This window comes from uncultured Paraglaciecola sp., assembly GCF_963977085.1.
Classification (GTDB): domain Bacteria; phylum Pseudomonadota; class Gammaproteobacteria; order Enterobacterales; family Alteromonadaceae; genus Paraglaciecola.
Genome location: NZ_CAXBNC010000015.1, coordinates 84,631 through 108,606, shown reverse-complemented (window position 1 = coordinate 108,606; position 23,976 = coordinate 84,631). Strand labels below are relative to the sequence as shown.

Genomic DNA, 23,976 nt, shown 5'->3' with positions numbered 1-23,976 from the left:
AAAGCCCCTATTCGCTGTGGCCAAACACTTCAAACACACTTGTAGAACCCCACTTACAGAGGGCGAGACCAAGTTAGGTATGGCTGCGGGTGTTATTTATCCCACCGCCCGCTGGGGATTGACTAATATTTGTAGCTTCAGTTAGTGCACTGCTGTCATTGATTCAAGTGGCACACCTTCTTTGTATAACTCTCGAAAGGTTTGCCAGGTTTTCAAAAACGTGTCTGATTGGTGACTTACACTGACTTCTAATAACTTGTTGAGTACAACTTTGATAATCACATCAGCCATAGAGTTGAAAATTTCATCTCCACTTATAAGATTGAACGTGATTTTTAATCCAAGCGTATCAACCGAATGTATGTCTATTCCAAATTCATCGATGACCAACAATCTATAACGACCTGGAATTTCATCAGCAATTAATTTTGCACTTATCATGGTTTTCTCTATTTGTTTGGTGCATTAGCTTTACTTGATGGAATAAGTTTAGCGATCCATTTCTGGCAAACATAATAAAAGTGTATATTGTTAATAGCCTTTATTTACATAGCAAAAAATCATGTTACAACTACATAAAATCCACGAAAGTAGGAGTTTTGAAAAATTACTGAATCAAATAAAATCTAAGACAGTATTTTTAGATGAGTCGTACGTTGCTTCCTCTAATGCAAGGAAAGAAACCCAAGTTATTTGGAAGGATAAGAATAATATTGTTGATTCACTGTATGGGAAGGGTGCTTATCAACTTTTATTAGAAACAAGAAGAACAGAAAGACGCCGTATTAAACTTGAACATGGGAATAAGTTTGGATTAGTAAACCAAATCGAGGAACGATGCTTACATGAGGATTTATCGAAGATCCGAAAAATGAACTACGAAGTCAAATTATTTCAAAACATTTTTAAGTTTGTTCATCCACTCAGCCCCAAACTAATCATAGGCTTTCAGCCTAGAATTACTCGTCATTTGAATGAGCTGTACTCATACAAACAGACTTTAAGTAAAAATAGCCCTAAATATTTTCGGTCTCCAATTATGCAAATAATTGATGGAGAATTATCACCTTATTGCGCCGGTAATAAAATTGAACAGCATAGTTTGGGAATAGTCTTAAAGCCATATTTTACAAGAACCATATTACAGCCTAGCGATATAGTTGAAGAACTGATGAGTCAAAAATCAAAATATCTAACATCATTAGAAATTGCCAGAAATGCAAAGCAGTATAGCCGCTGTAAAGCTATCGATTCTAAATTAAAAGAGGTTGTGCAATTTCATTATTTGATTGAAAGCATAGGTAAAAAGTTTAGATTAATTGGCAAAAAGCTAAAGGGTGTAAAAACACAACTTAAAATCAATGGCCGTTTGACAGATTGGCCTGATTGTTTAGTAACTAATATTTCAAATAGGTATCGTCAGTTCACAGTTGTAAGCAACTTTGAAGTTAACAATACGTCATCTAAAGATATACCTGCAATTGCTTTAGGAAGGTTGCATATCTTCACAGAAAATCTTACTGACACTATTGCTCTTCGTGAGTATCTCTCTGCCCATCAATATAATAAATTTAGGCCGTTCAGTTTATTCAAAAAAAAGTTAGATTCAAACTATCCTTTGCATAATTCAATTTGGTGGCCTTAAATTTAGCTGACGACTTGATTGAGTTACAGTTTCAAAATAATAATATCTAATAAACATGCCCCCATAAACTAACAACCGATAAGCCTTTGACTTAATCCAATTAATTTGACTAATTGTCCCATCTATAGCACCTTACTAATCTCGTGAATTTTTGTACTCTTTGTTGAAAATTCTAAGGATTATAAACGGACGTTGTATGCCTTCATTTGTCAGTAACTTTGAGTTTCTTAAACACCATGATGAATTGTTATTCCGTTTAGCTGAAACTGCTGAACGTTGTTACGCCTCAGACCCAAATACTTCTTTAATCAAGATGCGACAGTTAGGCGAAGCGTTAGCGCAAAATATTGCTGCCCGTGTCGGTGTCGATTATGGCAAATCAGTTAAACAAATCGATTTATTGAACGATCTAGAATACACCCTCAAACTTGCTGAAAACGTTAAAGATGCTTTTCATACCATTCGTAAATTGGGCAATATTGCCAATCATGAATACATTTCATCTTCTCATCGCGACGCCTTAAAGTGTATGCAAGTGGGCTGCGCGTTAAGTAGTTGGTACCACGTTACCTTTGGCGGCGATAAAGCCAAGGGGTTTAAGTTTAAGGCCTTTGTTAAGCCTGTTGACCCTTCTGCTTATGTTCGCGAGCTTGAAGAAAAGTTAGACACCTTAAAAATTGAATCTCAACGTTCTTCAGACCGTTTACTTGTGGTTGAGAAGTTAAACAAGGTAACAGAAGAAAAAGCCAATGCTGAAAAACTCCGAGCAGATAGCATGGCTGAAGAAAAAGCCATTTGGGAGTCGCTAGCCCAAGAGCAAGAGAACACAATTGGCAAATTAAGCCAGCAGGCTGTAGAGGCCAATACACAATACATAAGTGATTTTGCTCAACTAGAAAAAGACAAACAAACCGCCATTATCCAGCAAGTTGAACAGTCAAACTTTCTGCTTGACGAAGAATCAACACGTATCTTAATTGATCAACAGCTTAATGAAGCAGGCTGGCAAGCTGATACTACTAATCTTCGTTATTCAAAAGGCACTAAACCAGAGCTCAACAAAAATAAGGCCATTGCCGAATGGCCAACCGAATCTGGCCCTGCCGACTACGTGTTGTTCTTGGGGCTAACGCCTGTTGCTACAGTTGAAGCCAAGCGAAGCAGTAAAAATGTTTACTCGGCAATTGACCAAGCAAAACGTTATGCAAATGGCTTAACTGGCAATAGTGATTTTGAGATGGAAGAGTCGTGGGGCGAATTTAAAGTGCCCCTTACCTTTGCCACTAATGGCCGAGCCTATTTAAAACAACTCGAACAAGAAAGCGGCATTTGGTTTTTAGATGTGCGTGATAACAGCAATCGCCGCAAGGCATTAAAAGGCTGGTATTCGCCAACTGAAATTAAAAAGTATTTAAAACAAACACCACAAGAGGCAGATCAAAAACTTGATGAAATGGACTTTGGCTACGATTTAAAGTTACGGGATTATCAAATTGATGCTATTAAGGCAATTGAGCAAACCATTAAAAAGGGCGAATCTAGAGCCTTGGTGGCCATGGCTACCGGTACAGGTAAAACCAAAACCTGTATTGCATTAGTTTATCGTTTACTAAAATCAGAACGTTTCAGGCGTATTCTCTTTTTAGTTGACCGCTCTGCACTCGGTATACAAGCCAGCGACGATTTTTCCGAAGTACGTATGGAAAACTTACAAACTTTTGCTGATACCTTTGAAGTCATGGGTATGCAGTTAAATAAACCCGTAGGCAAAACACCAGAAGACGAAACCAAAGTACATGTAGCAACAGTGCAGGGCCTAGTGAAACGCATTCTTTACCCTAACGACAACGATAATAAACCGGGTGTGGGCCAGTACGACTGCATAGTCGTAGATGAGTGCCACCGTGGCTACTTGCTTGATAGAGAGCTTAGCGATACCGAAATAGAATTTCGTGATCAAAAAGATTACCAATCAAAATACCGTGCAGTTATCGAATACTTCGACGCCTTTAAAATTGGCTTAACGGCCACGCCAGCATTACACACAGTGGATATTTTTGGTGAGCCTGTGTACAGCTATAGTTATACCGATGCCGTTATCGACGGCTATTTAACCGATCATTTACCGCCTATTCGCATTCATACCAAATTAGCTGAACAAGGTATTCATTACGACGTTAATGAAGAGGTTAAAGTTTATGATTTAAAAAATAACAACATTGAAATATTTAATACACCCGACGAGTTAGACTTTGATGTATCTCAGTTTAACCGTAAGGTTATCTCGCCTAGTTTCACCACCGAAGTCACCAAGTGGCTGATTGAAAGTGATGCCATAGACCCTTATTCACCGGCTAAAACCTTAATATTTTGTGTCACTGACAAACATGCCGACCAAGTAGTCGAAGCCCTTAAAGAAGCATGCGAAAACTACCATGGTGAAATTGACGACGACGCCATTCAAAAAATCACCGGCGCAAGTGACAAACCCTTAGACAAAATTAAACGCTACAAAAATGACCGCCTACCCAATATCGCCGTCACCGTTGATTTACTCACTACCGGTATAGACGTGCCAGCTATTTGTAATTTAGTGTTTTTGCGGCGGGTCAATAGCCGTATTTTGTTTGAACAGATGTTAGGCCGTGCAACAAGGCGTTGTGATGAAATAAGCAAAGAAACCTTTCGTATTTATGACGCGGTGGATATTTATAAACAACTCGAACAAGTCAACGGTATGAAGCCCGTTGTGACTAACGTTGATATAACTTTTACCAAGCTAGAACAAGAGTTAGCCCATTCGTCATCAGAAGATTTACAGCAGTTGGCTAAAAACCAATTTTTAGCAAAACTACAAAGTAAAAAGCGCCATTTAACCGATCTACAAGCAAGCAACTTTGAACGTATTGTGGGTAAACCACCGCAAGAATTCGCTCAAGAATTAAAAGCCATGAAACTAGAAGAGGTGGCAGAGTGGTTTGTTAGTCATCCTGGTTTGGGTGAATTACTTGATATGAAAGTAACTGGCGGTGGTGCAGGCACAAAACCTATTGTGATATCAGGCCACGAAGATGAAATAACCGACATAACCCATGGCTATGGTGACGGGCAAAAACCAGACGATTATCTCAAAGCCTTTAAAGACTTTGTCAACGCTAACAGTAATCGCTTGGTTGCCATTCAAACTGTGATCCAACGGCCATGGGAATTAACCCGCCAAAGCCTAAAAGAATTAGCCTTTGAGTTAGAAAAAAATAAATTCAGAGAGCAAGACCTACGCACAGCTTGGCAAGAAGTTAAAAACGAAGAAATAGCCGCACGCATTATTGGCTTTATTCGCCAAGCAGCCATTGGCGAGGCACTCATTCCCTTCGAAACCAGAGTAGACAATGCCCTTGATAAAATACTCGCTAGCCAAAACTGGAAAACACCACAAAAACAATGGTTACAAGCCATCGCTAAACAAATGAAGGCCACCACAATAGTGGACGAAACTGCACTTGATAGCGGCATATTTAAACAACAACTGGGCGGCATTAAACGAGCCAATAAACTGTTTGAACAACCTATCACGCAAATTTTGGCAGATTTTAATCAAGGCTTATGGGCAAGTTAATGGCTTACATACACACATAAATCAAATAAGTGTGCATGTCATTGCTATATGCACAAGAAAACAAGAAAATGTGTGCATATAAACTAAAGCGCACAATCTAAAACTTATAACCACGAGCTAGTCGAAAATTTGGTTATTCACCCTTTTATTAAGGTCGAACTTATTACCACAATAGTCAATTGTACGACCTACTATCTAATTAAAAATAGAGAACACACATGAGCACCCAAGACCTAGTCGCTAAACTCTGGAACCTATGTAACTTATTACGAGATGACGGCGTGACTTATCACGAATACATTAACGAGCTCACCTACCTTATTTTCTTAAAAATGGTGCAAGAAACCGATACCGAAACCGACGGCCAATCGGGTGAAGTACGTATTCCTGAGGGCTACCGCTGGAAAGACTTAGAAAACTACGATGCCGCATCACGCTTAGAAGAATACAAAAAATTACTGATTCACTTAGGCTCCCACGGCTCACAAATCACCAAAGCGATTTACGCCAACGCCAGTACCGTTATTCGTAAACCCGCCACCTTAAGTAAGTTAGTGACTGAAGTAGATAAACTAGACTGGTACAGCGCTAAGGCCGAAGGCTTAGGCGACATGTACGAAGGGCTGTTAGAAATAAACGCCAGCGAGAAAAAGTCTGGGGCAGGCCAATACTTTACCCCACGTACATTAATCAACGTCATGGTTGAGTTAATGAACCCAACATTAGACGACGTAATAGTTGACCCAACTGCGGGTACAGGTGGCTTTTTAATCAGTGCTCACCATCATATAAAACAAAACAACGACATCATGTCGTTAAACGAAAAGGCCTACGACAAATACCAGCACGGTACCTTTTTTGGTATGGAGCTAGTACCCGATACACGCCGCCTAGCCATGATGAACCTAATGCTGCACGACATAGCAGTAGATGATGAAAACGCCGGCATTTTATTTGGCGATACCTTGTCAAACGAAGGTAAAGCCTTACCACAAGCTACCTTAATATTGGCTAACCCGCCCTTTGGTACAAAAATGGGCGGTGGTATTCCCACCCGCGACGATCTAGTGCATTACACCAGTAATAAACAACTGGCCTTTTTACACCTGATGTACCATAAAATGCTAAAACCCGGTGGCCGTGCCGCCGTAGTATTGCCCGACAACGTATTATTTGAAAGTGGCATAGGTAAAACCATTCGTAACGACTTAATGGAAAAATGTAACTTACACACAATTTTACGTTTACCTACCGGCATTTTTTACGCTGCGGGCGTTAAAACCAACGTACTGTTTTTCTCAAAACCAACGGATGTCAAACATGACAAAGCACAAACTAAAAACGTGTGGGTGTACGATTTACGCTCAAACATGCCCATGTTTGGTAAACGCACGGTATTGGGGCATGACCATTTCAAAGAATTCTTCGACGCTGTGGGTAACGATTTATCTACAGTAGATGAAAATGCACGCAAAAAATTTATATCCACCCACAATAACGGAAGTGAAATAGGCAATGTCGATACCTGTAGACTGCGTTGTTTCACACGAGAAGAAATCGCCAATAAAGACGATTCACTTGATTTAGCTTGGATCCGCGACGACAAAACTGACGATGCCAGTACTTTGCCTGAACCAGATGTATTGATAAACGAAGCTATAGAAGAAATGGCTGGCGCTATGTTAGAGCTAAGATCCATATTGGTAGAGCTAGGCGCGGCAGAAGAAACCGATGAGGTGACTCTGTGAGTGAGTTGCCTAAAGGGTGGGTTAAAACAAAAATTGGCGATGTAACTACTGTAGTAGCAGGTGGAACGCCAAAAGCTGGCGATAAATCCAATTTTGCTGAGCCAGGAAAAGGAATTGCTTGGTTGACGCCAGCAGATTTAAGTAAATATGGTAAGAAATCAATTTCTCATGGTTCTAGAGATTTAAGTCCACAAGGGCTCAAATCTAGCTCGGCTAAATTAATGCCGAAAGGGACTATTTTATTTAGCAGCAGGGCACCTATTGGTTATACCGTAATTGCGGAAAATGAAATTGCGACTAACCAAGGGTTCAAAAATTTCGTTTTACCTAAGGGGCTGAATTCTTCTTATACGTACTATTATCTAAAAAGCATTAAACACATAGCTGAAAGTATGGGTACTGGCACAACTTTCAAAGAGTTATCTGGAGCTGTAGCGAAAACGCTGCCATTTGTTTTAGCACCTAAAAACGAACAAATCCGTATCGCCGATAAACTCGATTCAATGTTAGCGAAAGTAGATGCCGCCCAAGCACGCCTTGACAAAATCCCCAACATACTAAAACGCTTCCGCCAATCCGTCCTCGCCGCAGCGACTTCTGGTGAGTTGACCAAAGAATGGCGTATTTCTAACTCTCAATCGGCTTATGATTTTGAACTGTTACGTCAGAATATCTATGATAATTGGCTTGAAGCAAGGCATGCTGAATTTAAACGAAAAGGAAAAACACCCAAGAGCACTACTTGGCTAAAAAAGTTTCCAGAACCTAACTTTGTAGATTCTATGATACCTACTTGGATTTCATTATCTTTAGAGAATATTGCTGAGGTTGTTGATCCTAATCCTTCTCACAGAATGCCAAGCTATGTTGTTGAAGGTAAAGCATTTATTTCAAGTGAAAATATAATAAATATTAATAAATTGAATTTTAGTAAAGGAAAAAAAGTAACTGCTGAAGAAGTAGAAAAGCAGAAAACACGTTATGAGATAGTTGAAGGAACGTTTGCTTTTACCAGAATTGGGACAATTGGAAAATCAGTTTTATTACCAAAGCCCCATGATTATGGAATAAGCCATGCTATGGCAGTTGTTAATCCATATAAATTAATTATGGACAGCGCTTTTCTAATATTAACAATGAATTGTGAAACAATTCTAAAGCAGGCTAGTCATGGCGTTCAAAGCGTTGGAGTTCCAGATTTGGGCATTGGTAAAATGAAAAATTTTACGGTACCTCTCCCCCCATTAATGGAGCAACAAGAAATTGTCCGTCGAGTTGAATCTTTATTCACCATGGCTGATACCGTTGAAAAGCAATACAAAGATGCCAAAGCCAGAACTAACCGCTTAACCCAATCCATTTTAGCCAAAGCCTTCCGCGGTGAGCTTGTACCACAAGACTCAAATGATGAGCCTGCAAGTGAGTTATTGGCCGGAATAAAAGCTAATTTGGACAATGTGGCAGCAAAGTCCAAGGTAAAAAGAAAGACAAAAAGCAGCATAATTTAAGGAGTAGAATTAATGAAGGATATATTAACTAACTGGGCGAAAGACAATCAACTAAAAATGACTAGCCCTGTGATTGGTGCCTTTATCAGCGCTTGGATCTTATTTAATTGGGATAGATTCCTATTGCTTTTTTGGGGGGAAGGAGAACTACCTATACGCCTAAAGCAGTTCCAAGACACCACTAATATTTCTGATTATCAGTTTTGGCTTTGGCCATTGTTGGTGGCACTGATATATGTTTTCGGATTACCGTATCTAAATATTTTAACGCAAAAAACTAAAAGACATGCAGAGTTACTGCGTCATAATGAAGTGGTTGATACAGATATCACCAAAGAAATAAAATTAGCTAAACTCAATGAAGAAAAATATAAGTCAAATCCTAATAATGATTACCTTGGCCAGAAAATTAAATATGAGTTAGAACAAAAAGAAGCTGAGGCAAAGAAAGCCGAAGCTGAAGTCGAGAAAAAACAATCTGAGGCTGAAATTTTAGCTGCAGAAGCCAAAGAAGCAGCATCCCGCGCAGAGCAAGAAAGCTCTAAAGAAAAGACTGCTAAATTAGAGTTAGAAAAACAGCAGCGTTCCGCTGAGAAAGAAAAGCATTCCCATGAATTGACAAAATCCCGTCATATAAATGAACTGGCTACCTTACGCTTTCCAACAGCTTACCAATATATTTATAGGCTATCTGAAGATCTTGCAGAACTGGGCTATATCCTCAAGCTTGACACTTTAGCAAACGTAATAGCAATAACCTTTGGTTATTCCAACGCTGAAAAACTCATTACAGACAACAACTTCACTCAAGCAACTTTGTCTGATTTGTCATTTGTTGTATATGACTCTTCAGATTTTATAAATCAGTTAGAAAGTATTTTAGATAAAGATGGTTCAGAAGTAATTGATGAAAGTGAATTGTTTGATTTCGTAATTCAAGTATTTGAAACAATAGATCACTGCAAGCTAATTCCTAGTGATTCATTGAAAGAAGAAGCCGTTAGCTACATTGAAGAAAATGGTTTTGAGATTTTGGAATTAGATCAAGTGAATAGCGAAATGGCAGCGACAAATGCTATTTTTGATGAAATTAATGAGTTTGTAGTTAATGATATGAATTTTGATGCCAAAAACAATACATGTTCTGTCAATATGTCAGGTTCCGTTTCAGGTACTAACCAAGAAGATAAAATGTTTAGTGGGGATACAATTGATGTCCAATTTACACTTTCGTATAAGCCACTAATTGGCGCAAATGGTTTTGGTTCACCTGAATATATTGAAGTAAGAGCTGAAGCCGCTCATCCGGATGATCACAGCTATCGTTAAGATTGATATCTGTTAGTGCGTTTGTGAAGTTATCTCAAGGGATTTATTGAAATATGGATTTCATTAAAATAGTTGCTGTTATTTGTACCTGCATTGGGACATCAATTGCTGTCTATCGTTTCTTTAGGAAAGCCCCATCAGAAAAAGAAGCTAAACAAGCTGAAGATATACCCGAAACTATCGCCACTCGTTTAGTCGCTTTATTTGAATCCCACGGTGTTCACCGCAATCAAATCCCTGAATTTTTTGGCCATGGCTTAGATATAGCTACATGCGGGTCAGATGAAAAACTATTAGACAAAATCACCCCCGAAATAATCAATGATGCTGTTGTATTGTTTGGTGTAAAAAAAGACTGGTTAGAAGGAAGCTCGAAAGAGATTTATGACATACCAGACTTTTATAAACACCCAGAAGAGTTTGAACAATATTTAGTCGAATTGTTAAAAAACACACCAAAAGATAAGTTATTTGCCTATGCATTAACATCAAACAAAAACTTAATGAGAAATGATGACGACTCTATATTTGTTATCGCCGAATGCATTGGTGAACTAAACCAACGAAAAATTTATAAATATCACTTACTAGGTCGGTGGGGGATTCACTACTGGAAGGCTAGGGCCTATTTTGCTGCTTGTTGTTCATTATTTTATAAACATGGTTTATTGGTCGCAGGTAAGACTGTCGACTACAAGTGGATACTAGATATGTGTTCGGGTGAAAAGTTACTTAGTTATGATTTTTCTGAACAATATGGCGGAATAAGCCTACCTGCCGTTAAGACATGGATAGTCTCTGACTTTGTAGAAATACCAGAAAAATATCTAGAAGGCATGGATACCGAACGAGGGGCCGCCATTCCTTTTGCTCTGTGTAAATGGTTAGACTTAAATGAAAAAGGCTATATGCGCTGCACTTCTGGTCATGAAGATTTCCATGCTGATGTTGTAGATTTTTTTAGGAAAAAGATAAACCTTATAAAGGATGTAAATTAGTAATGGAAATTTCAAATTCAGACCAACAGTTAATCGATTTAAAACCAACCTCACATAGAAAAATCATAGAACTTGTTGAAGAAGCAGGTATTGATGTTAGTGACTGGGCGAACTTTAAAGGCGGCGCTGAAAAGGCCTCGATGAATCCCAAGTACTGTTATGAATGGTTCTTTGAAGATAAACCAGAAAATATTACTGTGTTAAATCTTTGGTTTGATAATTGCGAAGTGTTAGATGGAGTAGTGGTTCAGAAATTAAACATGCGCCAAGCGGCTGAAGAGTTAAAAGGAATAAAAAAACGTCGAGCTTATAATATGGATTTCTCATTGCAGAATGCCGCTCGATTAAAAACCGCAGTTCGGGTGATTATCTGTGACGAGAATCCTAAACTTAAGAAAGAAGGTGAAAAATCGACCGCTGATAGACGGCATTTAGACCCGATAAACTGGTTTATAAAGGAATACGACGGAGATGGTAATTGCATTTTACAACGAGGCGAAATAGCTGCTCCATATATTGACCAGTTTACATTACGTGAACTTGAAATTATTCAACCTGAAAAGATTGAGTCAACTTCATTCGTATATCCAAGAAGTAAAGCAGTTAGAGACCAAGTTCTGTTCCGCGCTAAAGGGAGTTGTGAACACTGTGGCGAAAAAGGATTTAGAACCAATTCAGGCGCCTTGTACCTTGAAAGTCATCATATTATTCCTTTGTCTGAAGAAGGAATTGACCATATTAGTAACGTCATAGCACTTTGCCCAAACCATCATAGAGAAGCTCACTTCAGCGAAAACGCTAGCGCACTCAGAACGGCTTTTTTGAGTAAAGTAAGTAGTTAAAAATAGTGGAAACATTACTAACTAAATCTAATTTATTAATAAACGAAATTAGCCCTATTCTTGCTGTTGGCCCAAATCAAAATGACAAACGTTGGTCTGGAAGTTGGGTAATGTGTGATGTGGCTTTAGAACACGCTCATTCGCTACAAAGCTTAATGGAAATCGGTAATTTCACTTCTGCATTCTCTATGTTAAGGCTTCAATTTGATGCGTTAACCCGTTCGGTTTGGCTACTGTGGGCCGCTACTGACAGCAAAGTTGAACGGATCATGCAAGACCTGACAAATGATACGACTAATGCCGATAATGGCTTACCGTCGCATGCAGAGATGATGAAGCAAATAGAAAAAAACGCACCTGCAGAAGCAACACGTTTGCTGAAAGAGTTTAGGGAAGTGACATGGAAAGCATCTAGCTCATTTGTGCACGGTGGCATTCATGCAATGAAGCGCCATCGTGAGGGGTATCCTGTTGTCTTAGTTAAACAAATTGTTATCAGCTCTAATGGTTTGGTTATGGTAACCGCTGTTCATTTAGCTACGTTGACTGGCAATGAACATGTTAATAAAGATATTGTGCGAATAAGAGATTTATATAGAGATATCTTACCGAAACTGAATTTATAGAAATGATCCGTTCGTTTAATTTAAATGGTGAGAGAAATTTCATTTCATATTCTAAGAGGTTAAAAAGCGAAAAACCCCAATGCAACTCACTGAGGCTATAACGCCGACCGGGCATACTTCCAATCCACTTGCCCATAGTGTGTTAATAATCTCGAGATTTGTAAATATATTTAGCTAACTTCTTATGAAACCGCACAGTGTTTATTTTTTAGAGAATAGAATAACATCGACAAAAAAAACCATTGGGTTTATACTTTTTAAATTAATGAATATTTTATAAACCTTGTGGGAGGGGTATTATGTTTGCCGAACGTTTAAATCGAGCACGAAAAGCGGCTGGTCTTTCTATGAGTACCCTTGCAAAAGAGGTAGGTGTTTCAGCAAATGCGATTAAAAAATATGAACATGGCGAGAATATGCCTTCTTCAGGAAAATTGTATAAATTATCTAAGGCACTTGGCGTACGTTCTGAATATTTTTTTCGCCCCACTAAGGTTGAGCTGTCTGGAGTAGAATATCGAAAGCGTGCAAGTACACCTAAAAAAACCTTAGATCGCATCAGTGCAGATGTACATGATCAGGCTGAACAATGGGCTGAATTATTAGAGCTTTACCCTGATTCGGTGCGACCTGTACCTAAATTTTCCCTACCAGCAAATCTCCCCGATAAAGTAGAGACACTAGACGCAATAGAAGATATTGCCGACCAAATGCGCACAGAATGGAAATTAGGCTTTAATCCTATCCACGATATGATTGATACACTTGAATCTAAAGGCATTATGGTTATTTGTACACCAGTAGAAGTTAACAATAAATTTGATGGTTTAGCTGGCAATATAGACGATACACCTGTGATTGTTGTGTCTACTCATCAGCCCGGCGATCGACAACGTTTTACTCTAGCTCACGAATTGGGTCATTTAGTTTTACATGGGCGTTTGTCTAATGATTTAGAAGAAGAAAAAGCTTGTAACCATTTTGCAGGTGCCTTTCTCATTCCTCAACGTGCAATGATAAATCATCTTGGTACTAAGCGTCGGGCCATAGAGCGTCGGGAGCTTTACATGCTCAAGCATGAATTTGGCTTAAGTATGATGGGAATTCTAGTTCGAGCAGGACAATTAGGCATCATTTCTCAATCGCTACAGAAAAGCTACTACATTGAATTTAATAAGTTGCGTTGGCGAACTGAAGAGCCAGGTGACCCGTACCCGAATGAACTAACTTTTCTGTATAAACAACTGGTATATCGTGCCCTTGGTGAAAACTATATCGGTGAGTCTAAAGCTGCAGAATTGTTAAAAATGTCATTAACTCGCTTTCATAAAGAACGCAAGTTAGGAGCTGTGAATGCAAGTTCTCATTAGTGATGCCAATATCTTAATAGATATAGAAGAAGGCGAACTACTTGAGGAAATGTTTAAGTTACCCTATATATTTTCAATCCCTGACATTCTATTTTACGAAGAAATGGAGGAGGAGCACGAGCATTTAATTGGACTAGGTTTGAGGTTGGATGAACTCAGTGGCCAAACTCTCAAGTATGGCATAGACCTCACACAACAATACAAAAAACCTAGTAGAAATGATTGTTTTGCTCTCGCTTTAGCTAAACAAGAAAAATGCCCACTACTAACAGGAGACAGAGATCTTCGCATCGCAGCAGAAAACGAGGCGGTAGTAGTGGTGGGCACTATATGGCTAATAACACAACTAGTTCAACATGAATTGATCACAGCAGAGTTAGCAAGAATTGCCTACGACAAAATGAAAGATGCTGGTAGGAGATTACCTTGGGACAAAGCCGAATTAAAACTTCGTGAATTAAATAGAATTTAGAAGGTGACAGATTTGGTGACAGTAACTCATAATAATCAGCAAAACACTAAATAAATATATGATACTTAACACAATTTAAATCATACACAACAAACAGATCGCGAATATTGAATAAAATAAGTCATTAAATAACTAACAACAAGTTATGTGAGTTCAATAAGATAGTGAAAATAAACTGTCAGATTTTTTTACAATCTCAGTGTTAGTAAAAATACTAAATCGTCTATCTTATTGAATTATATTGTTAAAATTTTGTTGGCTCAGTTTTTGATTATAATTTAAAGTATAGAAATTAAGATGTGTTATATAAATTTCTTATGTATACCCATAAATTATAGTTCACCTTTAACTGGTTAAGATGTACAGATGTCTTGTTTAACTCGAAAATTGCAGCAAAAATTAACGCGATACGTGCAAAAAAATACTTCTCGCTTTTCTTCTAATGATCCAGAGTGTATTCGTGAAGAATTAGTCAACAAAGGGGTATGCCCCTCTGATGTCACGACTGATCAGCTTAAGATCATATTAAATGAAGTGAAGAATAATTGAATTGATTGCAGAGCTTTAGAAATTGTCGCGCTAAACCACAATTGATTCGCTAAAATATTTGTTGAAATCGAGCTTGAAGTCGCTTGCGATGACTGCATCAACAATCTTTACACCATTGCTGGTTGTCGCTAAATTTAACTCTTTTGGCTCTAAATAATGGTTGCCTCGTATTGAATAAAATACTTTCACTACGGGTTTGGTGCCGTGTACTGGATGTTGCTTAAGTACCATAGCGATTTTTTCGTTGTTGAGTTTAACCAAACTACCAACGGGGAAAATTCCGATACATTGCACAAATTGTTTTACTAAGCCTTGATCGTATTTTTCTGGTGCATCATGTACCAAAATTTGTAACGCTTTTTTAGATGACATGCCGACCTTATAACAGCGATCTGCTGTTATCGCATCATAGGTGTCTACTATGGCAATCATACGCCCAAATTGGGTAATTTCATCACCCCGCAAACCATCAGGATACCCATAACCATCTAGCCTTTCATGGTGCTGGCCAATTGTTTCAACTATTGATTCGGGGATCCCCATTTCAATCAGTACTTTAGTACCGTAATACACGTGGTCCTTCATAATAGTCATTTCTTGATCATTCAAACGCCCAGGCTTATGTAATATTTCGTCAGGTATTTTAATTTTACCAATATCGTGTAAAAACCCCGATAGGGCTAATTCTTGCACTTGCTCTTCCGCTAAACCAACGTGGGAACCAAAGTTGGCGAGCAAAATAGCCACGTTTAATGAATGTTCTAATAAATAAGTGTCTTTCTCGCGAATTTTTGTCATGCACATCAGGGCATTTGGATTGCGGTCAATAGAGGAGACAAGATTGTTGGTAAAGGCTTCTGGTATGGCAATGTCGATAGGTAAATTTTTACCTATACTTTCTAACATTGTCTTTTGTATTTGTTTACCTTTCTTATGAAGTTTAGTTGCGACTTCAAGTTCTTCTTCAAAGGAGATTTCAACTGGAACTTCAGGCACTTCAGCAGGTAATTCAGGCTCAACAACTTTAGGCTTTAGTTGTTTACTCATATCCACAACCACAGACAAAATCCCTTTCTTTTTGAGCTGCTTTATTGCGTCTGTTGAATTCACCCTTCCACGACTGGTGATCTTAAACGTGCCTTGTTGTTTTGCTATAGAGTCAACGAACATCCCTTCTTCAAGATCGTCTATATCAAAAGTTTTTAGCACAGTTAATATCTCATGTAATTAAAGTTAAAATATAGTGAATAAAATATCTGATTTACCCGTTGAGAGCAAGATTAACGATCATGTGAATTGTGCTAAAACTCTAATTTCCATAGCATTTCTTCCAAATTTGGCTGCCATTGAAATAGTTTCAGTTTGACACGATTATTAAAAACAGCGACATCTTCTTGTTGTAATAAACCAGTTTGTAGTTGTGATTGCTCAGAACCTTTGGGAAATGCAATTTGCCCGTTAGCACGCAACACTCTATACCAAGGCACCTCTAAATTTTTTGGCACGTAACCTAAAGACTTACCGACTAACCTAGCTCGCCCAGGTAACCCGGCTAAATCAGCAATTTGTCCATAACTTGCCACTTTACCTATAGGAATAAGCTGCACAGTTCGCCAAATTTTAGCGTAGTGAGGATGCCCAGACATTACTACCATTCAACTTGTTACAACAAAAGGATATTGTATTTGGAGCAATTCTAAATCATACAATTTGCCTTGTTTGTTCACATTGCGATAAAGCGCTAAGTCACTTGGTGAGGTATATCCAGCAAGTTGTTCAATATCATTAAGTCTTGCCCCTAAACTCGCTAAGTAAGTCAAATAAGTATGTCGCAATACTTTGAGAGACAATTGCTCAGGAAAAGTCACTTGAGCGTCATGGCCAATATTCACCAAAAGCTGGGTTAAGTCTTCTAAACTTTTAATATTCGTCCAAATTGTTTGCTCATCTGTTAGGTGCTTGCAAAGTGCTTGTAGCGCTTCAGCCAGTTCTTTTTGAATGCTAATAGCACGGGAGAACTGATTATCTATTTGTAACATCTCATAGTTTTGGCTGAAATTAGCCTTCTCTAAAAGCAATACTTCATCAAGATTGACTCCGCTTAAAATCAGGCCTACCAAAGCTTTACCTTGGTTATTAGCAACAGAATAAAGTAACTGACATTCATCTATGCTTAATAAACGTAACACTTCAGGAGCAGCTGCAGGCAAGCCAACAGGCGGTGCTGTTAAACGAGGGTCGGGAGCGGCAATCTGCCCTTGTTTCTCATACCCTAAATTTGCGTAATCAGTGGCGCCAGCCTGCCCAGGGATCACCACAAAATGACTAGAGGTACTTGGGGCTTTTTGCTTGAAAATAAAACTAAACAGCAATAATGCTAATATGGCTACAATTGCAGCGACAACTAAACTTACCAGACTATTAAATGAGTAGTTTGGCCCAATAGCATAATCAGGATAAAACGCAGACTCTAGCAATGTAACCTTAGCATCAAAGGGTTTTGACACTTCTTGGGCTACTTGTTGATTTTTTAGCTTTTGAGCTTGAGTTTGCAGTGCCTTTAATTCATCGTCTAGTCTTTTATATTGCTCGAGATTTTGACTAAACTCTTGAGCTATTTTATTTTGCTCAACAAGCTGGGCACTCATCTGCTGCACTTTGCCTTTAGCGGCGCTTAAATCGCGTTTTACATCCTGTAAATAATCCACTTTGCTAGTTTTGATTTGCTCATCCAACAAGATCTGCAATTTCTGTAGTTTTTTCTGCTTAGCTACAATAGCCGGATCACGCTCTAAATAGGCCTGGGTATACTTTTCAGATAATTCAGACAAGTGAATATTGATCTCTCGAATACTATTCTTTGTTGCATCTATTTTCGCTTTGTCTGCTGGTTTAATAATAGTTTGTCCGTCATTAGTGGCTTCAAGCAAACTATTGAGCAACGCTTGCGCTTGTGACTCATCAGCTAAGGCTTTATCGAGATTAGCACCTAAGTTTTTAGTCTGACTTAAGGCTCTATTTTCATCTCTTTCTAGGGACGTAATATTATTTTCATTGGCAAAAATTTGTAGCCGTTGTTGTTGTTCGGCTATTTTTACTTCCAATAATTGTAAGCGTTCATCTGCAACCTGTAAGTCCTCAAAGTTGTTCGCTTGGGTTTCAGTCTCAACTAATTTCAGATACACGTTTACCCAAGCATCTAACATAGGTTTAAGAATTTCTGGCTCGGTGCCCGTAGCTTTTAGTGTAATAATACGCCCAGTTAAACTCGCTTCTGCTGTCAGCGCATCAAAAAGTGTTTGTTGATTAATGCTTAACATCTGACTCTTTTCAAGCTCGTCAGTAACTAAGCTCAAGACACTGTTACTCTTTAATCTTTGCTGATGCAGGGTAATTTGCCTTTCGGCTAGCTCAGAAAGTGAATTTTCTGTTTGTGATGTATAGGAAAAATGCAAGATAGCTTGGCTTTGGAAGATGGACGATTGACTCCAAATCACTGCATTGGCAATAATCAAAATCAATAAAAATGTTCCAATCAATACCTGCCACTTGCGCTTTTGAAAGCTTTTATGTTGGGTATCTGATGGATCTAAACCTTGATTAGAAAACGGTTGATTTGGCATGTAATCAACTTTGTTGTTAAATGGCATGGGAAAACCTTAAGGTAGATAAACAGCGTGCTAATTTAGTCAAACTAATTTCCCATGAGCATATAATTTTTGTTAAAGAGTGTCGAAAATAACCACATACGACTTTGTTCAGTAAATTTAACAAGCCAACTCACAAACACCAAGCATAAGTTTCAGTCGGGGAAAAATTTTCAAGAAAATGACAAGTTTAAAATCTTCCAAAAGACAGGTTTGTACAAACTGTAGCTATCCCCAAAGCACCTGTTTATGTGCTTGGGTACATCCCATAGATGTGCCACTTAACATCATTATTTTGCAGCACCCTAAAGAAGCAAAACATGCAAAAAATACTGTTAAGTTGCTAGCTTTAGGCGTCGCAAATATTACCGTTTTGCAAGGTGAAACCCCTGAAGACTGGGAAGAATTTGTTAAAGACGTCATTCGGCAACCGCAAGATTACAGTGTATTTTACCCTCATCCACACAGCACTTCGCTTGAATCTGTTTGCTCCCAAGTTCAAAAAGCCGAAAATTTCCCCGTCAATCATAATGTAATCTTTATTGATGCGTCGTGGCGAAAGGCCTTGAAAATTTGGCACCTCAACCCCTGGTTACAATTATGCAGCAGTTGGCACTTTGCTAATCCACCCAAAAACCAATATCACATACGACATACAACTCAGCAAAGCAGCCTTTCAACACTGGAGTCTGTGGCTTATGTACTCGAATTTACTCACAGCATAGATTGTTCATCCTTACATACTCTGTTCTTAAAAATGCAAACTCAATGTTTTCTACAAAATAAATAAGTTTATGTAATGGAGCAGGGTGAATAATCTCAAGTGTCGGCAATTCGGTAGTTATGAGTAAAAGAAGCACAGCCTAGTGCAATTATTTTATAAATTCTCAAATGAAAAGTGTCACAAAATAAAATAATCACCATCTAAAGTTTGACTTAATTAATCTATATGGCATGTTTCCATACCACATTAATTAACTAAGACAGACTAGATGTATTTTGTTGTTTCAAATTATAATCAGCGGCTTGCTTCATATTTGGTATTTTTTTGAAACCGTTTAAGTTTTTTATTTTTTTTGTATCCTTGTGTTTTTATGTGACGGCACATGGGAGCTTAACGTCACATAACAATATTGTTAGTTTTGATTTGAGTCATATTAACAATCAAAATATCAGTGAAGATATTCACTATTTTTCACTTAAAGATAAAACAATCACACTTCCCACTCGATTAGACCAACTCGACTCATGGTTAAACACCTTAACTGAACACACCACCACGGGAACATCGGGAGACAAGTATCTCGCAGTGTTTGAAATTTTCAACGATACCCAACAAAGTGAATGGTTTGTGTATCCCTATGGCTCAGTAGTGCAAAGTATCGAAATTATTGGGTTAAGCGACGCTCACAGCGAAAGATCGGTTAAAACAGGTCACGGATTTAATAATCAACAGGACTTTCACTACGGTAGCAAAATCGAAATATTACCAGGTCAACGTAAAACCTTGCTGATGTTATTTGAAAGTGATTATTTTTTTGCGCCTATTAAAATTTTGATTAAACCTTATGGGCAAGCAGAGCAATTGTTTCAATTAGAGAACGTTATATTACTTTTAAGCTTAGGGATTTGTTTAGCTCTGGGTATATATAACCTCTTCATATTTTTTAGTACTCGCGATATCCAGTATTTAACTTATGCATTAGCGACCCTTGTCTATGGCTCAGGGTGGGCAGCGGTATTTGGTGTACCTGAATATGTTGGGCTAGGTAGCTCAGCACATTGGTTAATGCCAGCCTTCATAATAGGCGCTGTTTTTTCTAGTTTATTTACTCTACAGTTTTTACGTTTGGACGAATCTACTCCCAAAATAGCCAAAATATTTAAAATGACTGCCTTGTTTGCTGCTATTTCATTGCCCTTTGCTTTTTATGACCAAGGAATAGGTTTATATCTGGCTTCATTTTTTACCTCGGTAGTGTGCATATTGGGTATGTACTCTGGTATACAACGTTGGACCAGTGGTTATTCACCGGCTAAATATTTCGTATTTGCGCTGTTGTCAGTCATCCTTCCTAACATGGTAGGCAATTTGATGAACTTTGGGGTGTTACCCGGGTTAAACGTTAATATCTATTTGTTAGGACTTATTGGTAATTCTGCAGATAGTTTGTTGTTAGCTTTTGCCTTGGCCGCTCAGGTAAGACTGTTAACAGTCAAAAACAAGCAACTAACGGCAACCTTAGAAAATACCGTACAAGAACGCACAGTGAAACTCAGAGAAGCCAATTATCAGTTAGAACAAACCAATAGCGATTTAGTCGATGCAAGTAACGCAAAAGGGCGTTTTTTAGCAACAATGAGTCATGAAATTCGCACCCCTTTAACGTCTATAATTGGTTATGCCGACGGCATTTTATTGGGTGATATAGATAAAGCTGAACAAGAGCGTGTGATAAAAATTATTGCAGAAAATGGCAACCATTTATTAAGCGTTATTAATGACATATTGGATATCAGTAAAATAGAAGCCAACAAACTCGACTTCGAATCCATACCAACACCTTTGTTTTCAGTATTGGCGCAAATCGAGTCGGTAGTAGGTAAGCGAGCCAGAGATAAAGGCTTGGCATTTCATTTGGAATACAAGTATCCACTTCCTTCTCAAATTAATACCGACCCAACACGTTTAAAGCAAATTTTATTTAACCTAACCAATAATGCAATTAAGTTTACAGAGCAAGGTTACGTCGGTTTATCGGTCAGTCTGCTCGATAATCGTTTACAAATACAAGTGAAAGATTCTGGAGAGGGCATTTCAGTCCAGCAGCAGGAAAAACTATTTCAACCCTTTATTCAAGCAGACTGTTCTATCAATAGACGTTTGGGTGGAACGGGTTTAGGGCTGAGTATTTCACGGCGCTTAGCTAATGGCTTAGGTGGCGATATTTATGTAGAAAGTGCACCAAGAAAAGGGTCAACCTTCACCTTAATTATTGATCTAGATGTAGTGCAAGACTCACCTTGGATAAATAATGTGGAAGACATATGGCAATCAACACCCACTAAGTCAGTTCTGCCGACCGCTTTGCCCAATTTTGTTGGCAATAAAGTGTTACTCGCAGACGATCATCCTAATAATCGTGAACTGATTGCTATATTGTTAAAACGCATGAATATTACAGTGACTGAAGTTGAAAATGGTAAACAAGCGTTAGAGACAATTTTCTACCAAAAATTCGACTTAATTTTGCTTGATATTCATATGCCACAAATGGATGGTACCGAAGCACTAAAACAAATTAGAGCAGCTGGAAATTACACCCCAGTCATTGCACTAACCGCCAATAATATGAAGCATGAAATCGAGCATTATATACGTCTGGGATTTTCTGATCATTTAGCTAAGCCTATTGCTCGTCATTCCTTTATTAGTAAATTATCCCTTTACCTTAATAAACAAGGTGAAATTGATGGTCCACTTCAGCAAGGTGATATGCTGAAGCTAATAAAAGACTATCAGCTAGATTTACGAGACCAGATAGTGAGTTTACAAAAAGCCTTAGAACAAGGTGACTTGACCATTATCAGCGAAATAGCCCATAGAATAAGAGGCTCTGCTGGCTCCTTCGGCTTTGATATTATCGGCCAAAAATTTGCTGATATTGAACATTGTGCCCTGCAAGATGACGAAATAGCGGTGACCTACGAATTACCTAAGGTCATAGCGTTAACACAACACTGTATTGATTTGCCTGGTGTAGATATCGCACAAGGCATAATTAAACATCATAATAGTGTTGAACAGTTATTAAGAGCAATTTTTGATCTAATTGAACATTCTCAGCAAACACTTAAGGATTTAACCTCTGCCCTTGATAACAATGAAATTAACAGCGCCCTTGTGCATTTGTATAAGTTTTTTCCCGGTTGTTATAGATGTGCAATGGTGCAGTCAGAAATGGCATTTAAAACCTTAGAAAATATTATCAAACAAGGAAATGTAGAGTCCCAGCAATATTCACCCCAGCTAGATATCATTGCTGCACATATAACAGAACTAAAGGCGACTATACAACCCAATTTAATCAATGAACTCTAGTTAAAAGACCAATCAAAATAATATCTTAGGCGATATAGATAAAAGCTCAGCTAACTGTCAGTCACAATTTGTGGACTAGTGTTTATCACTTATTAGTAATCCAATATAAGCATCTAAACAAACTAGTAAATTTGAATAAAACATCTTACTGTAACCACTAAGTCTATTTTAATTTAAGAATCTAAGTATGTTTTATGAGGTTTTAAAAAGAAGTTTATTGTTGGTCATAATTAGTAGTGTCAGCACAACCTGTTTCTCAGAAAACCGAATCGATACACAGCGCCCTGACGCACCTGACTTAGCCGCTTATGGACAATATGCTATAGGTGTAAGAACCTTAAAAGTTGTTCATTCTCAGCAGATTGACATCGCAAAGTTCGATGCTTCGAAACCAAATAACCTCCCTAGATATGATCGTCCTTTAACTCTGGAAATTTGGTATCCAGCTGCCGCAAATAGTAAGGGGAACACTACTTTAGATGTTTACTTAAGAGATGGTAAAACCAAAGTGGCAATAAAAGGTAAAGCGGTTCGAGATGCCAATCCTATTCAAACATCCCAACAGTTTCCCCTTGTTATAATTTCACATGGTTATCCAGGCAATCGCTTTTTACTGTCACATTTAGCTGAAAATATTGCTTCAAAAGGTTATGTAGTTGTTTCAATCGACCACACAGATTCAACCTATCGCACTAAAGCTGCATTTGGTTCTACTTTAGTCAATCGACCTCTGGATCAACTATTTACCCTTGATCAAATACAACTAAAGTCAAAAGATAAGTCGTCATTTTTATTTGAATTAGTTAACCCCCAAAACACTGCTTTAATTGGTTATTCTATGGGAGGCTATGGTGCTGTTATCTCGGCTGGTGGAGGGGTCACTCAACAAGCAGTCGATTACCCATGGGGTCTACCAAATAAGGCATTAGCCATACACCAAAACCCAGAGCAAACACCCAAATATCCTGATCCACGACTCAAAACTGTCATCGCTTTTGCACCTTGGGGAATGAATTATGGTGTTTGGGATCAAACCACATTAAAAGGGGTTAAAATCCCCATGTTCTTTGTCGCGGGTTCGGTTGATGATATATCAGGCTACGAAAAAGGTATTCGCAGCATCTGGCAAGCCACCACTAAGGTCGATAGGGCATTATTGACCTTTGATAATGCTAATCATAGCGCAGGAGCACCTATGCCAGCGCCAGAGGAATCTTTTGTCTATGATGAGGAACTGGGATTCGCCATTAGCGATCACTACACAGATGCAGTTTGGGACACTGTACGCATGAATAATATATCCCAACACTTTGTTACTGCATGGTTAGAAAAGTATTTAAAAGACAATACCCATATGGATCCTTACTTCAACCTAGTAACCCATTCAAATGATGGGGTATGGAGTATGGATAAGGCAGGCCAACCTAAAGCAGATCACAGTCACTGGAAAGGCTTTAATAAAGGAACTGCTAAAGGTTTAAGATTTGAAAAATTGGGCCAAGGTGAATAACTAAAGGCCCATTT

Annotated in this window: 18 protein-coding genes; 14 read left to right on the top strand and 4 right to left on the bottom strand. The window is 38.3% G+C overall.

Features of this window, described 5'->3' with window-relative positions:
- Positions 1 to 141 precede the first annotated feature (141 nt).
- Positions 142 to 441, bottom strand: coding sequence for a hypothetical protein (locus AAC000_RS16465; protein ID WP_339724138.1), 300 nt, complete (start codon positions 439 to 441; stop codon positions 142 to 144).
- Positions 442 to 562: 121 nt separating this feature from the next.
- On the opposite strand from AAC000_RS16465, the gene AAC000_RS16460 reads away from it, so the two are divergent.
- From AAC000_RS16460 to AAC000_RS16410, 11 genes are all read left to right on the top strand, one after another.
- Positions 563 to 1,645: a hypothetical protein gene (locus AAC000_RS16460; protein WP_339724136.1), complete on the top strand. Its 1,083-nt coding sequence runs from the start codon at positions 563 to 565 to the stop codon at positions 1,643 to 1,645.
- Positions 1,646 to 1,841: 196 nt separating this feature from the next.
- Positions 1,842 to 5,261: a type I restriction-modification system endonuclease gene (gene hsdR, locus AAC000_RS16455; RefSeq protein ID WP_339724134.1), complete on the top strand. Its 3,420-nt coding sequence runs from the start codon at positions 1,842 to 1,844 to the stop codon at positions 5,259 to 5,261.
- A 218-nt stretch (positions 5,262 to 5,479) separates the two neighbouring features.
- Positions 5,480 to 7,009, top strand: a complete 1,530-nt coding sequence (locus AAC000_RS16450; protein WP_339724133.1) for an N-6 DNA methylase — start codon at positions 5,480 to 5,482, stop codon at positions 7,007 to 7,009.
- Positions 7,006 to 8,517: a restriction endonuclease subunit S gene (locus AAC000_RS16445; RefSeq protein ID WP_339724132.1), complete on the top strand. Its 1,512-nt coding sequence runs from the start codon at positions 7,006 to 7,008 to the stop codon at positions 8,515 to 8,517. Before AAC000_RS16450 ends, AAC000_RS16445 begins: the two co-directional genes overlap by 4 nt.
- 12 nt (positions 8,518 to 8,529) lie before the next feature.
- The gene (locus AAC000_RS16440; protein WP_339724131.1) at positions 8,530 to 9,846 is read left to right on the top strand and encodes a hypothetical protein; all 1,317 of its coding nucleotides are present in this window, start codon (positions 8,530 to 8,532) and stop codon (positions 9,844 to 9,846) included.
- A 53-nt stretch (positions 9,847 to 9,899) separates the two neighbouring features.
- Positions 9,900 to 10,844 carry a hypothetical protein gene (locus AAC000_RS16435; RefSeq protein WP_339724129.1) on the top strand — a complete coding sequence of 315 codons (945 nt, stop codon included), beginning with the start codon at positions 9,900 to 9,902 and terminating at the stop codon, positions 10,842 to 10,844.
- Positions 10,845 to 10,846: 2 nt separating this feature from the next.
- Complete coding sequence (locus AAC000_RS16430) at positions 10,847 to 11,686, top strand: HNH endonuclease (RefSeq protein WP_339724127.1); 840 nt, start codon at positions 10,847 to 10,849, stop codon at positions 11,684 to 11,686.
- 5 nt (positions 11,687 to 11,691) lie between these two features.
- Positions 11,692 to 12,312 carry a hypothetical protein gene (locus AAC000_RS16425; protein WP_339724126.1) on the top strand — a complete coding sequence of 207 codons (621 nt, stop codon included), beginning with the start codon at positions 11,692 to 11,694 and terminating at the stop codon, positions 12,310 to 12,312.
- Positions 12,313 to 12,611: 299 nt separating this feature from the next.
- Entirely contained in the window at positions 12,612 to 13,682 is a 1,071-nt protein-coding gene (locus AAC000_RS16420) for an XRE family transcriptional regulator (protein WP_339724124.1), read from the top strand.
- Entirely contained in the window at positions 13,666 to 14,154 is a 489-nt protein-coding gene (locus tag AAC000_RS16415; RefSeq protein ID WP_339724123.1) for a PIN domain-containing protein, read from the top strand. Before AAC000_RS16420 ends, AAC000_RS16415 begins: the two co-directional genes overlap by 17 nt.
- Before the next feature lie 366 nt (positions 14,155 to 14,520).
- The gene (locus AAC000_RS16410; protein WP_339724122.1) at positions 14,521 to 14,703 is read left to right on the top strand and encodes a hypothetical protein; all 183 of its coding nucleotides are present in this window, start codon (positions 14,521 to 14,523) and stop codon (positions 14,701 to 14,703) included.
- A gap of 30 nt (positions 14,704 to 14,733) precedes the next feature.
- Here the strand turns inward: AAC000_RS16410 and AAC000_RS16405 are convergent, their stop codons facing one another.
- The 3 genes from AAC000_RS16405 to AAC000_RS16395 all read right to left on the bottom strand — a co-directional run bounded on the left by AAC000_RS16405 (position 14,734) and on the right by AAC000_RS16395 (position 18,353).
- Positions 14,734 to 15,912: an HD-GYP domain-containing protein gene (locus tag AAC000_RS16405; protein ID WP_339724120.1), complete on the bottom strand. Its 1,179-nt coding sequence runs from the start codon at positions 15,910 to 15,912 to the stop codon at positions 14,734 to 14,736.
- Positions 15,913 to 16,004: 92 nt separating this feature from the next.
- A complete protein-coding gene (locus tag AAC000_RS16400; RefSeq protein ID WP_339724119.1) occupies positions 16,005 to 16,349 on the bottom strand; it encodes an MGMT family protein in 345 nt (114 codons plus the stop codon).
- A gap of 9 nt (positions 16,350 to 16,358) precedes the next feature.
- On the bottom strand, positions 16,359 to 18,353 hold the full coding sequence (locus AAC000_RS16395) for a hypothetical protein (RefSeq protein WP_339724118.1): 1,995 nt from the start codon (positions 18,351 to 18,353) through the stop codon (positions 16,359 to 16,361).
- Between the two features lie 178 nt (positions 18,354 to 18,531).
- Here AAC000_RS16395 and AAC000_RS16390 point away from each other — a divergent pair, with 178 nt between their 5' ends.
- From AAC000_RS16390 to AAC000_RS16380, 3 genes are all read left to right on the top strand, one after another.
- Positions 18,532 to 19,140, top strand: coding sequence for a tRNA-uridine aminocarboxypropyltransferase (locus tag AAC000_RS16390; protein ID WP_339724117.1), 609 nt, complete (start codon positions 18,532 to 18,534; stop codon positions 19,138 to 19,140).
- A gap of 357 nt (positions 19,141 to 19,497) precedes the next feature.
- A complete protein-coding gene (locus AAC000_RS16385; RefSeq protein ID WP_339724116.1) occupies positions 19,498 to 22,452 on the top strand; it encodes a response regulator in 2,955 nt (984 codons plus the stop codon).
- Between the two features lie 187 nt (positions 22,453 to 22,639).
- Positions 22,640 to 23,962 (top strand): dienelactone hydrolase, encoded by a 1,323-nt coding sequence (locus tag AAC000_RS16380; protein WP_339724114.1) that lies wholly within the window; start codon positions 22,640 to 22,642, stop codon positions 23,960 to 23,962.
- Positions 23,963 to 23,976: the final 14 nt, after the last annotated feature.

Excerpts from the sequence above, each read along its gene's own strand:
- AAC000_RS16450 (WP_339724133.1), top strand. The coding sequence starts at position 5,480 with ATGAGCACCCAAGACCTAGTCGCTAAACTCTGGAACCTATGTAACTTA.
- hsdR (WP_339724134.1), top strand. The coding sequence starts at position 1,842 with ATGCCTTCATTTGTCAGTAACTTTGAGTTTCTTAAACACCATGATGAA.
- AAC000_RS16420 (WP_339724124.1), top strand. The coding sequence starts at position 12,612 with ATGTTTGCCGAACGTTTAAATCGAGCACGAAAAGCGGCTGGTCTTTCT.
- AAC000_RS16460 (WP_339724136.1), top strand. The coding sequence starts at position 563 with ATGTTACAACTACATAAAATCCACGAAAGTAGGAGTTTTGAAAAATTA.
- AAC000_RS16465 (WP_339724138.1), bottom strand. The coding sequence starts at position 441 with ATGATAAGTGCAAAATTAATTGCTGATGAAATTCCAGGTCGTTATAGA.
- AAC000_RS16430 (WP_339724127.1), top strand. The coding sequence starts at position 10,847 with ATGGAAATTTCAAATTCAGACCAACAGTTAATCGATTTAAAACCAACC.
- AAC000_RS16380 (WP_339724114.1), top strand. The coding sequence starts at position 22,640 with ATGTTTTATGAGGTTTTAAAAAGAAGTTTATTGTTGGTCATAATTAGT.
- AAC000_RS16410 (WP_339724122.1), top strand. The coding sequence starts at position 14,521 with ATGTCTTGTTTAACTCGAAAATTGCAGCAAAAATTAACGCGATACGTG.
- AAC000_RS16435 (WP_339724129.1), top strand. The coding sequence starts at position 9,900 with ATGGATTTCATTAAAATAGTTGCTGTTATTTGTACCTGCATTGGGACA.
- AAC000_RS16415 (WP_339724123.1), top strand. The coding sequence starts at position 13,666 with ATGCAAGTTCTCATTAGTGATGCCAATATCTTAATAGATATAGAAGAA.
- AAC000_RS16400 (WP_339724119.1), bottom strand. The coding sequence starts at position 16,349 with ATGTCTGGGCATCCTCACTACGCTAAAATTTGGCGAACTGTGCAGCTT.
- AAC000_RS16390 (WP_339724117.1), top strand. The coding sequence starts at position 18,532 with ATGACAAGTTTAAAATCTTCCAAAAGACAGGTTTGTACAAACTGTAGC.
- AAC000_RS16395 (WP_339724118.1), bottom strand. The coding sequence starts at position 18,353 with ATGCCATTTAACAACAAAGTTGATTACATGCCAAATCAACCGTTTTCT.
- AAC000_RS16440 (WP_339724131.1), top strand. The coding sequence starts at position 8,530 with ATGAAGGATATATTAACTAACTGGGCGAAAGACAATCAACTAAAAATG.